The organism is Streptomyces sp. NBC_01235 (assembly GCF_035989285.1).
Taxonomy (GTDB): domain Bacteria; phylum Actinomycetota; class Actinomycetes; order Streptomycetales; family Streptomycetaceae; genus Streptomyces.
Genome location: NZ_CP108513.1, coordinates 1965917 through 1979502 on the forward strand (window position 1 = coordinate 1965917; position 13586 = coordinate 1979502).

General features: G+C 73.0%; 11 protein-coding genes and 1 pseudogene. 8 read left to right on the forward strand and 4 right to left on the reverse strand.

Features of this window, described 5'->3' with window-relative positions; all coding sequences use genetic code 11:
• Nucleotides 1–147: 147 nt before the first annotated feature.
• Nucleotides 148–909 carry a GntR family transcriptional regulator gene (locus OG289_RS08255; RefSeq protein WP_327313354.1) on the reverse strand — a complete coding sequence of 254 codons (762 nt, stop codon included), beginning with the start codon at nucleotides 907–909 and terminating at the stop codon, nucleotides 148–150.
• A 282-nt stretch (nucleotides 910–1191) separates the two neighbouring features.
• Here OG289_RS08255 and OG289_RS08260 point away from each other — a divergent pair, with 282 nt between their 5' ends.
• Together OG289_RS08260 and OG289_RS08265 are read left to right on the forward strand one after the other, a co-directional pair.
• Nucleotides 1192–1845, forward strand: a complete 654-nt coding sequence (locus OG289_RS08260) for an NADPH-dependent F420 reductase (protein WP_327313355.1) — start codon at nucleotides 1192–1194, stop codon at nucleotides 1843–1845.
• A gap of 145 nt (nucleotides 1846–1990) precedes the next feature.
• On the forward strand, nucleotides 1991–2821 hold the full coding sequence (locus OG289_RS08265) for an alpha/beta fold hydrolase (protein WP_327313356.1): 831 nt from the start codon (nucleotides 1991–1993) through the stop codon (nucleotides 2819–2821).
• 45 nt (nucleotides 2822–2866) lie between these two features.
• On the opposite strand, the pseudogene OG289_RS08270 reads toward OG289_RS08265, so the two are convergent.
• Nucleotides 2867–3811, reverse strand: a pseudogene (locus tag OG289_RS08270) (DMT family transporter); the annotation flags it as partial.
• Between OG289_RS08270 and pdxR the strand changes: the two are divergent.
• The 3 genes from pdxR to OG289_RS08285 all read left to right on the forward strand — a co-directional run bounded on the left by pdxR (nucleotide 3751) and on the right by OG289_RS08285 (nucleotide 8535).
• Nucleotides 3751–5214, forward strand: a complete 1464-nt coding sequence (gene pdxR, locus OG289_RS08275) for a MocR-like pyridoxine biosynthesis transcription factor PdxR (RefSeq protein WP_327313357.1) — start codon at nucleotides 3751–3753, stop codon at nucleotides 5212–5214. The pseudogene OG289_RS08270 and the gene pdxR sit on opposite strands and share 61 nt — an antisense overlap.
• A gap of 120 nt (nucleotides 5215–5334) precedes the next feature.
• A complete protein-coding gene (locus tag OG289_RS08280) occupies nucleotides 5335–6921 on the forward strand; it encodes an alkaline phosphatase D family protein (RefSeq protein WP_327313358.1) in 1587 nt (528 codons plus the stop codon).
• A gap of 207 nt (nucleotides 6922–7128) precedes the next feature.
• Nucleotides 7129–8535 carry a GNAT family N-acetyltransferase gene (locus tag OG289_RS08285; protein ID WP_327313359.1) on the forward strand — a complete coding sequence of 469 codons (1407 nt, stop codon included), beginning with the start codon at nucleotides 7129–7131 and terminating at the stop codon, nucleotides 8533–8535.
• A 45-nt stretch (nucleotides 8536–8580) separates the two neighbouring features.
• On the opposite strand, the gene OG289_RS08290 is transcribed toward OG289_RS08285, so the two are convergent.
• On the reverse strand, nucleotides 8581–9792 hold the full coding sequence (locus tag OG289_RS08290; protein ID WP_327313360.1) for a trans-sulfuration enzyme family protein: 1212 nt from the start codon (nucleotides 9790–9792) through the stop codon (nucleotides 8581–8583).
• A gap of 60 nt (nucleotides 9793–9852) precedes the next feature.
• Between OG289_RS08290 and OG289_RS08295 the strand changes: the two genes are divergently transcribed.
• From OG289_RS08295 to OG289_RS08305, 3 genes are all read left to right on the forward strand, one after another.
• Complete coding sequence (locus tag OG289_RS08295; RefSeq protein WP_327313361.1) at nucleotides 9853–10344, forward strand: Lrp/AsnC family transcriptional regulator; 492 nt, start codon at nucleotides 9853–9855, stop codon at nucleotides 10342–10344.
• A gap of 33 nt (nucleotides 10345–10377) precedes the next feature.
• Nucleotides 10378–12093: a DUF885 domain-containing protein gene (locus tag OG289_RS08300; RefSeq protein ID WP_327313362.1), complete on the forward strand. Its 1716-nt coding sequence runs from the start codon at nucleotides 10378–10380 to the stop codon at nucleotides 12091–12093.
• Nucleotides 12094–12165: 72 nt separating this feature from the next.
• Nucleotides 12166–12960 (forward strand): ATP-grasp domain-containing protein, encoded by a 795-nt coding sequence (locus OG289_RS08305; protein WP_327313363.1) that lies wholly within the window; start codon nucleotides 12166–12168, stop codon nucleotides 12958–12960.
• Between the two features lie 16 nt (nucleotides 12961–12976).
• Here the strand turns inward: OG289_RS08305 and OG289_RS08310 are convergent, their stop codons facing one another.
• Nucleotides 12977–13456 (reverse strand): rhodanese-like domain-containing protein, encoded by a 480-nt coding sequence (locus OG289_RS08310; RefSeq protein ID WP_327313364.1) that lies wholly within the window; start codon nucleotides 13454–13456, stop codon nucleotides 12977–12979.
• Nucleotides 13457–13586 lie beyond the last annotated feature (130 nt).

Below are 13586 nucleotides of genomic sequence, written 5' to 3' on the forward strand. Positions count from 1 at the left end.
GCCGGTCAAGCCGGTACAGCCCTGACCAGGGAGGATGCCCGACGTCTCCTGGGCGCCGGGCGGCCGCGTCACACTCTGCCACGAAGTGGCCACGAAATGCCCATCCGACTGTGAGCCTGCCGCACGGGGCCCGAGACGACGGGTTGGTCAGGACGCCTGCCGCTCCGGGCCGTGGTGTATCTCCACGCCGCCGGACGCGCCGAACGTCAGGCGGCATGTGTCAGCGCGATACGTGGCCACGGAGAGCGCCGCGGTGCGGCCCTCGGCGAAGAAGCGGGTGGTGACGACGAGGACGGGCGCGCCGGGGAGCCGGTCGAGTTCCTTGGCGTCGTCCGCGCGGGCCGAGCCCAGCTCCACGGCGCGGTCCTGGCCCTGTAGTTCCAGGTGCTGGAGCTCGCGCAGCACGGCACGCGCGCGTGCCGCCTCGGACGGGGCGTCGATCGCGGCGAGGTCGGGCACCGACGTCCGGGGGACGTAGAGCAGTTCCGCGGCGACGGGCTGGCCGTGCGAGACCCGCGAGCGGCGCACGATGTGCACGGCCTGGTCGCGGGCGGTCTCCAGGGCGGTGGCTACGGCCGCGGGCGGAGCCGCGAGTGTGCAGTCGACGGCCTGCCAGGCGTCGTCGCCCGTCCCCGGCCAGACCTGCTGTTCGGAGCCGACGGCGACGCCCATCCGCGGCGGCGCCACGGTGGTGCCGACGCCACGGCGGCGTTGCAGCCGGCCCTCCAGTTCGAGCTGCTCCAGCGCCTGACGGAGCGTCGCGCGGGCGACGCCGAAGCGGGCGGCCAGCTCACGCTCGTTGGGCAGGATCTCGCCCACCGTGAATTCGGAGTCGAGTGCCTCGCTGAGCACCGTCTTGAGATGCCAGTACTTCGGTTCCGGTACCGATTCCAGTTGCGTGGTCCCCACCCTGTCCTCCGCAATCGCCGTGGTCCGGCGGCGTTTTTCGCGCCCTTGTTTATTAAAGGTTGTTGTACTTCTCTGCGACCATAGGGCGGCCCCCACCCTTGGTCAAGACCAATCCTCCAACCCTCCGGGCGCCGCCGGGCGTCCGGGGGAAAGCGTTTACGGGGCGTTCGCACGGGCGCGCTTTCGTGACACTCCGGCAAAGTCCTGGTCGTGAAACGCGGGCTCCGAGGCCGGTCGGGAATTACCGTGACGAAGGTCTGATCCGACGAACGGGAGGTCGCTGTGCGGTACGCGGTGCTGGGTACGGGCGAGGTCGGTCGCACTTTGGGCGGAAAGCTGGTGGAGCTGGGGCACACGGTGGTCCTGGGTTCGCGCACGAAGGACAACCCGACAGCCCTCGAGTGGGCGCGGGGAGCGGGGAAGGGGGCGAGCGCCGGTACGTTCGCGGAGGCGGCCGCCACTGCCGAGGTGGTCGTGAACGCGGTGGCCGGGCGGGCGTCGCTGGCCGCGCTTGAGGCGGCCGGGGCGTCCCACCTCGACGGGAAGGTCGTGGTGGACGTCTCCAACCCACTCGCGTTCGAGGACGGAGAGGCGCGGCTGTCGCCCGTGGAGTCGGACAGCGTGGGCGAGCAGATCCAGCGGGCGTTTCCGCACGCGCGCGTGGTGAAGTCCCTCAACACCGTCAACTGTCAGGTGATGGTGGATCCCGCGCGCGTGCCGGGCGAGCACCAGATCTTCGTGTGCGGGGAGGACGCGGACGCCAAGGAACAGGTCACGGCGCTGCTCGGGGAGTTCGGCTGGCCGGCGGACCGGGTGCTCGACCTGGGCGGCATCCGGGCGGCGCGGAGCGTGGAGATGTGGCTGCCGCTGTGGCTGGACCTCATGCGGCGCTTCGGTCACGCGGACTTCAACCTGGAGCTGCGCAGAGCGCGTTGAGCAGGGCGAGGGGATGGCGATGGGCTGGCGATGGGCTCACGGTGTTCACCCGCCAGAGGGCTACCCGCCGGTAGTAATTGCTGACAAGCTGTCTAAGGCGTCCTGACTCAGGCGTCCGCCGGCCAGTCCAGACGAGGAGCTTCCGATGTCCGCCACCGTCTCCTTCGCGGTCCCCTCCCCCAGCGGCCCGCTGCCCGTCACCGTCTCCTACGCGCGCGCGGGAGAGGGCGAGCCGCTGCTCCTGCTGCACGGCATCGGTCATCACCGGCAGGCCTGGGACCCGGTGGTGGACATCCTGGCCGCCGAGCGCGAGGTGATCGCCGTGGACCTGCCCGGCTTCGGCGTCTCCCCGGCCCTGCCGGACGGGCTCGCCTACGACCTGCCCACGACGGCCGCGGTGTTCGGCGCGTTCTGCGAGGCGCTGGAGCTGGACCACCCCCATGTGGCCGGCAACTCCCTCGGCGGTCTGCTCGCCCTGGAACTCGGCCGGGAGAAGCTCGTACGGTCCGTCACCGCTCTGTCCCCGGCCGGGTTCTGGTCGGAGGCCGAGCGGCGCTACGCCTTCGGCGTCCTGATGACGATGCGGCAGATCTCCCGCCGGCTGCCGCTGCCTCTCGTCGAGCGGATGGCGCGCACGGCGGCCGGCCGTACGGCCCTCACCAGCACCATCTACGCCCGCCCGAGCCGCCGCTCACCCGAGGCCGTGGTCGCCGAGACGCTGGCCCTGGCACAGGCCACCGGGTTCGACCAGACCCTGCGGGCCGGCACCACCGTCCGGTTCACCGACGACATCCCCGAGATCCCGGTCACGGTCGGCTGGGGCACCCGCGACTGGCTGCTCGTGCGCCGTCAGGGCCTGCGCGCCAAGCAGGTCATCCCGGCCGCGCGCCTGGTGCGGCTGCCCGGCTGCGGTCACTGCCCGATGAACGACGACCCGGCGCTCGTCGCGCGCCTGATTCTCGACGCCGGCCGCTGAGACCCCCGGGGCACGGCTCAAGACCCCCGCGCCCAGGGCGACTCCGACCCCCACGAGGGCGCTGCCGACGGCCTGGGCGGGGCCGTATGAGCCCGTTCCGACGAGAGGGGCGGTGCCGGCCGCCGCGACCGGGATGAGGCCGGAGAAGAGGGTGGCGCGCTCGGCGCCGATCCGCTGCATGCCCATGTACCAGCACACGAAGCCGACGACGGTGACGACCGCCGCCTGCCACAGCAGCGCGGCGGCCTCCCCGCCCTCCGGCCGCCGCAGCCACCCGGCGCCGTCGGCCGGCAGGCCGATCGCGGCCGACTCGGCCGCGGCGAGCCCGCACACCGTGGCCGACAGCAACCGCGGACCCAGCGGCCGCAGGACGGGCACGGCCAGGACCGCGAAGCCGACTTCGCCGGCCAGCGCGCAGACCGAGCAGGCGATGCCCGCGCCGTCCGTACGGCCCCACCCCTGCACCGTGAACGCGCCGACGGCGACCAGCGACGCGCCGTACAGGACCGGACGCCGGGGCCGCCGTCCCTCCAGGAGCGGGACGACGACCGCCACGACGACGGGCGCGCAGCCCACGAAGACTCCGGGGACGGCGGGTTCCGCGGAGCGCTCGGCGGCCAGCACGGCCAGGTTGAAGCCGACCATCCCGACGGCCGCGAGCAGCGCGAGGCGTACCCACTGGCGGGGGGTGAGCGCGCGCAGCCGGACCCGGGCGCCGGCACCGGCCAGGGGGACGAGCAGCAGACAGGCGAGGCCGTAGCGCAGGGCCTGGCCGCCCGCGTACGGGTAGGCGCCGAGGACGCTGTTGGCGGTGAAGGATCCTCCGACGAGGACGCAGGCGAGCGCGGCGAGCAGGCACCCGCGCAGGGTGGTGGCGTTCATGGACGTGACGCTAGGAACGACGGCGGCCCGGTTTAAGGTCCACTTCCATGACGTCATCGGGGACCAATCCTGACGGCCCGTCCAGCACGTCCGGCGCATCCGGCACATCCGGCTCGGCGGCCTGGGAGGTGCTGCTGCCGGCCGCTTCCGCCCCGCCGCGCGCGCGTGGCCGTGCGCTTCAGGCCGCGCTGCGGGACGCGGTGCGCTCGGGGCGGCTCGCGCAGGGCACCCGGCTGCCGTCGAGCCGCGACCTCGCCGCCGACCTCGGGGTGTCACGCGGGCTGGTCACGGAGGCGTACGAGCAGTTGACGGCCGAGGGCTATCTGCGCAGCGGCCGGGGCGCCGGCACCTGGGTGGGCGGCGCCGTACGGGCGGCCCGGCCACGCGCGCGTGACCTCGCTCCGCGCTCCCCGGGTGCCCGGGCCGACTTCGTACCGGGGACACCGGACCTGTCACTGTTCCCGCGCGCCGCCTGGGCCGCCGCGCAACGGGCTGTGCTCGCCGAGCTGCCCCACCACGAGCTCGGCTATCCCGACCCGCGCGGGCTGCCCCGGCTGCGCACCGCCCTCGCCGGACTCCTCTCCCGCCGCCGGGGCGTGGTCGCCGACCCGGAGCGCCTCGTGGTCGTCTCGGGCGTGGCCCAGGCGACGGCGCTGCTCGGCCTCGCACTGCACGCGCGCGGGACGGACGCCGTCGGCGTCGAGGACCCCGGGAGCCCCCAGCACAGCTCCCTGTACGCGGCTGCGGGCGTCACCGCCGTACCCCTCCCGCTCGACGCCGAGGGGCCGGCCATGGACCCGCTCCGGTCGTCCGGCGTACGGGCCGTGGTGACGACGCCCGCGCACCAGTTCCCCACCGGCATCGCGTACTCCGCGCGGCGGCGCACCGAACTGCTCGACTGGGCACGGTCCGTGGACGGCTTCGTGCTGGAGGACGACTACGACGGCGACTTCCGCTACGACCGCGCTCCCGTGGGCGCGCTCCAGGGCCTGGACCCGGAGCGCGTGGCCTACACCGGGTCGGTCAGCAAGTCCCTCGCGCCGGGTCTGCGGCTGGGCTGGCTGCTCGTCCCCGAGGCGCTGGCCGAGGAGGTCGTCGAGCGCAAGCGGACGATGGACCTCGGCCATCCCACCCTCGACCAGGCGCTGTTCGCCCGGTTCGTGGAGCGCGGCGACTACGACCGTCAGCTGCGCCGCTGCCAGCGGGCCTACCGGGAGCGCCGGGACATCCTCGTGGGCGCGCTCCAGGATCACTTCCCCGGGGCGCGGGTGACGGGGATCGCGGCGGGACTGCACGTCATCGCCGAGCTTCCGGAGCGGTACGGGCCTCAGCGGACGTTTCTGGAACGGGCGGCCGCGGCCGGCGTCGAGGTGCGTGCGCTGAGCGAGTACGTACACGCGCGTGCCGAGGACGACGGGGCGGAGGTCCGTCTCGTCCTCGGCTACGCGCACGTGCCGCCCGCGCGCATCCGGGACGGGGTCCGGCTGATGAGGGAGGCCACCGGGCGGTGACGCGCGTCGGATCCCGTGGGCGCGCGGCCAGTTGTTCACCTGCGGTTTCCGTGTGCGCTGCGGCGCACCAGTAGTTGTGACTGTGCACGCCGGCCGGTTCCCGTCCCTGGAGGCCCTCTCATGTCACACCGTCCGTTTCCCGGGCGCCGCAGCGTCCTGCGCGGCTCGCTCGCCGCGTCCGCGGCCCTGACCCTGCCCGCCGCCCTCGGCGCGGCGCCCGCTTTCGCGCTGTCCGGGCGGCCCAGGGCCGGTTGGGGTGTGCAGACCGGGGACGTGACCTCCGACTCCGGGCTGGTGTGGGTGCGGTCCGACCGTCCGGCGCGGATGGTGGTCGAGACCGCGGCGACCGAGTCGTTCCGGGGGGCCCGCCACTGGCACGGTCCACTGCTCGGCACCGGTACGGACTTCACCGGCACGACCCGGCTGCACGGGCTGCCCGCGGGCGAGCAGATCCACTACCGGGTGCTGCTCGCCGACCCGGACGACCCGCGCCGCACCGGTGAGCCGGTGACCGGCACCTTCCGTACCGTGCCCCTCGGGCGCCGGCGCGGGGTGCGCTTCCTGTGGTCCGGGGACCTCGCGGGCCAGGGCTGGGGCATCAACCCCGACATCGGCGGCTACCGCATCTACGACGCGATGGCGGGGCTCGACCCCGACTTCTTCCTGTGCAGCGGCGACAACATCTACGCCGACGGCCCCATAACGGCGACGCAGGCGCTGCCCGACGGCAGCCTCTACCGGAACGTCACCACCGAGGAGAAGTCGAAGGTCGCCGAGACCCTCGCCGAGTTCCGCGGCAACTTCCGCTACAACCTGCTGGACGAGAACCTGCGCCGGTTCAACGCGCAGGTGCCGTCCATCATCCAGTGGGACGACCACGAGGTCCGCAACAACTGGTACCCGGGCGAGGTGATCGCCGACACCGACGCCCGCTACACGGAGAAGAGCGTCGACGTGCTCGCGGGGCGGGCCCGGCGGGCGTTCAGCGAGTACTTCCCGATCTCCACGCTGCGGCCGGGCGCCAAGGAGGGCCGCGTCCACCGGGTCATGCGGCACGGTCCGCTGCTCGACGTGTTCGTGCTCGACATGCGCACGTACCGCAACGCCAACTCGCCCGACGACCAGAGCGTGGACCCGCAGGGCATCCTCGGCGCCGAGCAGCTGGAGTGGCTCAAGCGGGAGCTGTCGCGGTCGCGGGCGGTGTGGAAGGTGATCGCCGCCGACATGCCGCTCGGCCTGGTGGTGCCCGACGGCACCGAGGGCAAGGCGAACATCGAGGCCGTGGCGCAGGGCGACCCGGGCGCGCCGCTCGGCCGTGAGCTGCAGATCGCCGAGCTGCTGCGGTTCGTCAAGCACCGGCGGATCACCGGCACGGTGTGGCTGACGGCCGACGTGCATCACACCTCGGCGCAGCACTACCAGCCGTCACGGGCCGCGTTCACCGACTTCGAGCCGTTCTGGGAGTTCGTCTCGGGACCGCTGAACGCGGGCGCCTTCCCGGCCAGCGCGCTCGACAACACCTTCGGCCCGGAGCGGGTGTTCGTGAAGGCGCCGACCGCCGCGAACGTGTCGCCGGCGGCGGGCTACCAGTTCTTCGGCGAGGTCGACATCGACGGCGACAGCGGCGAGTTGACGGTCCGTCTGCGTGAACAGGACGGCACCGTGCTGTTCACGCAGGTGCTCCAGCCGGGACGGGTCGGGCAGTAGTCCGGCGTCCCGTACTCTCGACACCACGTGCCGCGCATCGGCGTCATCCCCCGGTGCGCGGTGCGGTCGTGACAGGCGCGATGCGAAGTGTGCGCAGCGATCGTATATGAATTAACAAAACGGGCATTGGTAACCTTTACCCATCAGTCACAATGCGTTCGTGATCACGCAACACCGTTCCTCCACAGTGGCTGCATGACTCGAGACATGTCTGATGTGACGCGCGCGAAGCGCGGACGCCCTGTGCACCACTGGCGGCGGGACGTGGTGGAACTCGCCGCGCTCTTCACGGCCGTCGCGGTGGCCGACGGCGTGGCGAACCTGGTGGGGCACGGCCCCGACGGGCCGGCACTGCTGACCGTCTCCGCCGCCCTGCTCGTCGCCACGGCCGGGTTCCACACATGGTGGGCACGCCGCCACGGTCACGCGCCGCCGACGGGCGATACCGATACCCGGCCACGCTCCGGGGAGCCGCAGGCCGGGCCGTCCGAGCTCCCCTCCGGGGTCACCGAGGAGAGCGCCCTGTGGCGGATGCGGACGACCGTGAAGGACGCCCCGGGGTCGCTGGCCGCGCTGTGCGCGGCGCTCGCCGGCCACCGGGTGGACATCCTGAGCCTGCAGACGCACCCGCTGGGCGAGGACACGGTGGACGAGTTCCTGCTGCGCGCCCCGGCTTCCCTCGCGGCAGCCGAGATCACCCGCGCCGTCGCGCGGGCGGGCGGCTCGGGCACCTGGATCGAGCGGGCCGACGCCCACGATCTGGTGGACGCACCCACCCGAATCCTGGGCCTGGCCACCCGTACCGCCCTCGACGCGGCCGAACTGCCGCTCGCACTGAGGCAGTTGCTCGGCCGATGCACGATCCGCTCACTGCCCGCCGCGGCCGGGAGCGGCGGCCGGGGACCGCAGGGCGTACCCGTGGAGGGCGTGCTGGAGGAGACCGTGATGCGTCTGCGGGCGCCGGAAGGCGGAGTGATCACCGTGGAGCGGCCGTACCTGCCGTTCACTCCGACCGAGTTCGCACGCGCACGTGCCCTGGTGGAGCTCGACGCGCGGCTCGGGCCGCGGGTTCCGCTCGGCCAGGACGTGCTGACGCTGCCCGAGGGCAACGACATCACCGTGCGCCGGGCCGACACCGGTGACCTTCAGGCGGCGAAGGCGATGCAGGAGCGGTGCTCGGCGCGCACGCTGGGGATGCGCTACCACGGTCCCGTCGGCGACACCGACCGCTACCTCAACCACCTGCTCAGCCCCCGTTTCGGCCAGACCCTGGCCGTGCAGACACCGTCCGGCCGCATCGTCGGCCTCGGCCATCTGCTGTGGGACGGCGACGAGACGGAGGTCGCGCTGCTGATCGAGGACCAGTGGCAGCGCCGCGGCATCGGCTCCGAACTGCTCGGCCGACTGGTGGCGATGGCCGTCGAGGCGGGCTGCGAGAGCGTGTACGCGGTGACGCAGGCCTCCAACACCGGCATGGTCGCCGCCATGCGCGGCCTCGGCCTGCCCCTCGACTACCAGATCGAGGAGGGGACACTCGTGATCACCGCGCGTCTGGAGAAGAGCGCGGCGCGCGAGACGTCCCAGCGGTACGGGGAGCGCGTCACACGCGACTGACACGGAACGCGTGAAGGGCCCGGCGGGTGAACCGCCGGGCCTTCTTCACACCGTGACGGACGCCGCCACCGCCCCCGACGCCCCCAACGCCCCCAACGCCCCCGCGAGATCCCCCCACAGATCCTCGACGTCCTCCAGCCCGACCGACAGCCGCAGCAGCCGGTCGCTCACGCCCGCGCCCCTGCGCTCCTCCGCGTCCACGATGCGGTGGCTGATGGACGCCGGGTGCTGGATGAGCGTGTCGACGCTGCCGAGGCTGACGGCCGGGGTGATCAGGCGGACGCCCGCGATCACCTCGTGCGGATCGCCGTCCACCTCGAAGGCGATCATCGCGCCGCCGATGCGCGGATAGTGGACGCGGGCGACACGCGGGTCGGCGGCCAGTCGCCGGGCCAGTTCGGCGGCGGTCGCCGAAGCGGCCCGCACCCGCACCGGAAGCGTCGACAGGCCGCGCAGCAGCAGATAGCCGGCCAGCGGATGCAGTACGCCGCCGGTGGCGAATCGTATCTGCCGCAGCCGCCCGGCGAACTCCTCGTCGCAGGCCACCACGCCCCCCAGCACGTCCCCGTGGCCGCCCAGGTACTTGGTGGCGCTGTGCAGGACGAGTCGCGCGCCCTGCTCGGCGGGGCGTTGCAGCACGGGCGTGGCGAAGGTGTTGTCGGCGAGCAGCGGGACCGAACCGCAGGCGTGGGCGACGGCCCGCAGGTCGACCTCGGCGAGGGTCGGGTTGGCCGGCGACTCGACCATCACCAGGCCGGTGTCCGGGCGCAGCGCGTCGGCGATGCCCGCCGGGTCGGTCCAGGTGACCTCCGAGCCGAGCAGACCGGCCGTCAGCAGGTGGTCGCTGCAGCCGTAGAGGGGGCGTACGGCGACGACGTGCCGCAGGCCCATCGCGGAGCGCGCGAGCAGTACCGCGCTCAGCGCTGCCATCCCGCTCGCGAAGGCGACGGCGCCGTCGGTGCCCTCCAGCCGGGCGAGGGCCGTCTCGAAGCGGGCGACCGTCGGGTTGCCCAGCCGCCCGTAGACGGGCGTGCCGTCCGGCTCCGCTCCGGTGGCGGCGAACGCGTCGATGCGGGCGGCCTCTGCACGGCTGTCGTACGAGGGATAGGTGGTGGACAGGTCGATCGGCGGGGCGTGCAGGCCCTGCCGGGCCAGGTCGTCCCGCCCGGCGTGCACGGCCTCGGTGGCCAGTGCGCGGGGCGCTCCAGACGTACGTACACCGTTGTACGTGTGCGTGCTCGCAGCGGTTGAGTCCATGAACCGCAGGGTGAACATCGAACGGGTCACATGGTGCGAACACCGTGCTACGTTCGACCAATGGCCGAATCTGTCGTACTTGACCCGGTCGATCTCCAGCTGCTGCGGCTGCTGCAGAACGACGCCCGGACAACCTACCGGGACCTCGCGGCGCAGGTCGGCGTCGCGCCGTCGACGTGCCTGGACCGGGTGACGCGGCTGCGCCGCTCCGGCGTGATCCTCGGGCATCAGCTGCGGCTCGATCCGGCCAAGCTGGGGCGCGGCCTGCAGGCGCTGCTGTCCGTGCAGGTCAGGCCGCACCGACGGGAGCTGGTGGGGCCGTTCGTGGAGCGGATCCGGGCGCTGCCGGAGGCGCTGACCGTCTTCCACCTCACCGGGCCCGACGACTATCTCGTCCATGTCGCCGTCGCGGACATGGCGGATCTGCAGCGGCTGGTGCTCGACGAGTTCACGGCACGGCGGGAGGTGGCCCGCGTCGAGACGCGGCTGATCTTCCAGCAGTGGGAGTGCGGACCGCTGCTGCCGCCGACGGTTTCGGGACAAACGCCATGACGTGCGGCGCCGCCGCGTACGAGGATGGGGCGCATGTCACAGACCAACAGCCCGCTGCCCCGCGAGGTCGCCGACGCCTACGTCGACGATCTCATCGCCCTCGACCCGGTGACCGGTACCTACCTCGGCGTGCAGGAGAGTTCGAGCCGGCTGCCCGACCTCTCGCCCACCGGCCAGGAGGCGCTCGCGCGGCTCGCGCGGGACACCCTGGTGAAGCTCGACGAGGCGGAGCGCAGGCCCGGCGCGGACAGTGACATCGAGCGCCGGTGCGCGCGTCTGCTGCGCGAGCGCCTGACCGCGGAACTCGCTGTGCACGAGGCCGACGAGGGCCTGCGTTCGGTCGGCAACATGGGCACGCCCGCGCACCACGTGCGCGAGGTGTTCACCGTGACGCCCACGCAGACCGAGGAGGACTGGGCGGCGATCGCCGAGCGGCTGCGCGCGGTGCCGGCGGCCCTCGCGGGCTATCGGGAGTCCCTGGCCCTCGGCCTGGAGCGCAAGCTGTACGCGGCGCCGCGGCCCACCGCCACGTTCGTCGAACAGCTCACTCAGTGGTCGGACACGGACGGCGCGGGCCGCGGCTGGTTCGAGGACTTCGTGGCCTCCGGAACCGAGTCTCTGTCCGACGCACTGCCCGAGGCGCTGCGCGCCGAGCTGGACGAGGCGGCCCGCGCGGCGACCGCGGCGGTCGTGGAGCTGCGGGACTGGATGCGCGACGTGTACGCGCCGACGGCCGAGGGCGCGCCGAACACCGTCGGCCGGGAGCGGTACGCCCGCTGGTCGCGCTACTACAACGGCACCGACCTCGACCTCGACGAGGCGTACGCGTACGGCTGGGCTGAGTACCACCGGCTGCTCGCCGCGATGAAGGAGGAGGCCGAGAAGATCCTGCCGGGCGCGGACACGCCCTGGGTGGCGCTGGCCCACCTCGACGAGCACGGCAAGCACATCGAGGGCGTCGACGAGGTCCGCGACTGGTTGCAGGGCCTGATGGACCAGGCGATCGACGCGCTCGACGGCACCCACTTCGAACTCGCCGAGCGGGTACGGAAGGTGGAGTCGCGGATCGCCCCGGCCGGCAGTGCCGCCGCCCCCTACTACACGGCCCCGTCGGAGGACTTCTCGCGTCCGGGCCGTACCTGGCTGCCGACGATGGGGCAGACCCGCTTCCCGGTGTACGACCTCGTCTCCACCTGGTACCACGAGGGCGTCCCCGGCCATCACCTCCAGCTCGCGCAGTGGACGCACGTCGCCGCGGACCTCTCCCGCTACCAGGCCTCCATCGGGATGGTCAGCGCCAACGCCGAGGGCTGGGCGCTGTACGCGGAGCGGCTGATGGACGAGCTCGGCTTCCTCACGGACGCGGAGCAGCGGCTCGGCTACCTGGACGCGCAGATGATGCGGGCGGTCCGGGTCATCGTGGACATCGGCATGCACCTGGAGCTGGAGATCCCGGCGGACTCCCCGTTCCACCCGGGCGAGCGCTGGACTCCAGAGCTGGCCCAGGAGTTCTTCGGCGCGCACAGCAGCCGCCCGGCGGACTTCGTCGAGAGCGAGCTGACCCGCTACCTGACCATCCCCGGCCAGGCGATCGGCTACAAGCTCGGCGAACGGGCCTGGCTGCTGGGCCGGGAGAAGGCGCGCGAGCTCCACGGCGACGCCTTCGACCTCAAGTCCTGGCACATGGCGGCCCTTTCGCAGGGGTCGCTGGGGCTCGACGACCTGGTGGACGAGCTGGCGCGGCTCTGAGAAACGGTGCGGGCCGGAGGGCGGCGGAAATCCGCTGTCCTCCGGCCCGCGCGTACGCCACTCTCGTCTCTCATGAGCACGCCCCGAACCCTCTTCCTCTCCCCCCGCGTCACCGCGACCGGCCACGCCCTGGCGGACGCGGCACGGCGGCGCGGGGCACATGCCGAGACCCTGCGGGAGTGGCGCGTGCCCGAACCGTGGCGCCGGGCCGAGGGCGCCTCCCTGTACGCCGGTCCGCTGTTCGCGGACGCCGTGGCTCGGGAGTTGGGGCTCGGCCTGCTGGAGGCGCCAAAGGACTGGCTGGCCCGGCTGCCGCGCGAACTCACCCTGCGGGACATCGAGTTCAGCACGATCGCCCAGGCGTGGCGGCTGCGGCGCCCCGCGTTCGTGAAGCCCCCGAACGACAAGAGCTTCCCGGCCCGCGTCTACCCGGACGGCAGCGGGCTGCCGGGGCCGGACGCCGTCGACGGCACGGAACCGGTGCTGGTCAGCGACATCGTGACGTTCGCCGTGGAGTTCCGGCTGTTTCTGCTGGACGGCGAGGTGCGCACCGGCAGCCGGTACGCGACCCGGGGCGCCCTGGACGTCGCCCCGCTGGAGCGGGACCCGCGCCGCGCCGAGGTGCTGGCGTTCGCCGAGCGGCTGGCCGGGACGGGACTGCCGAGCGCCATCGTGGTGGACGTCGGTCTGGTCGACCGCTCCGGGTGGGCGGTCGTGGAGGCCAACGCCGCCTGGGCCAGCGGGCATTACGCGTGCGACGCGGACGCCGCGCTGGACGTCGTCCTGCACGCGGCACGCCCCGAGGGCGAGTTCGGGGAAGCGGACCGCCGTTTCCTGCGTCGGGCGCCGGAGGTGGTACGGGACTGACCGGTCGACTCGGCTGTCAGCAGCCGCAGTTCTCCGCGTCCACAGGAGCTGTGAGCGAGTCCGCGTCGCGCCGCTCGCGGGCCTCCCAGGTCTCGTACTCGAAGCCCTCACGCACCCAGTACTCGAAGCCGCCGAGCATCTCCTTGACCTGGTAGCCGAGTTCGGCAAGCGCGAGGGCGGCACGGGTGGCGCCGTTGCAGCCGGGGCCCCAGCAGTACGTCACGACGGGCATGTCTGGGTCGAGGAGTTGTTCGGCCTGCTCGGGGATGAGCGCGGTGGGCAGGTGGACGGCTCCCGGGATGTGCCCCTGGTCCCAGGACTCGGTGGAGCGGGAGTCCAGGACGACGAAGCCGGGGTCGCCGCCGGCGGCGAGGGCCGCGGCCACGTCGGAGACGTCGGCGTGGAAGACGAGGCTCGCCCGGAAGTGGGCGACGGCCTCGGCCGGGGCGGCCGGGCCGACCCGCAGGACGGGGTTGACGGTGGTCGTGACGGACATGACGGGACCTTCCGCAGCGGTTCTGACTGGTTTCCGACAACCAGAAATCTACGGCCGGTGATCCTCTCCTTGAAGGGGCATTCCACGGCATTGACCTTGTGCCGCCAGGGATTCCCCTGCAATCTTTCGC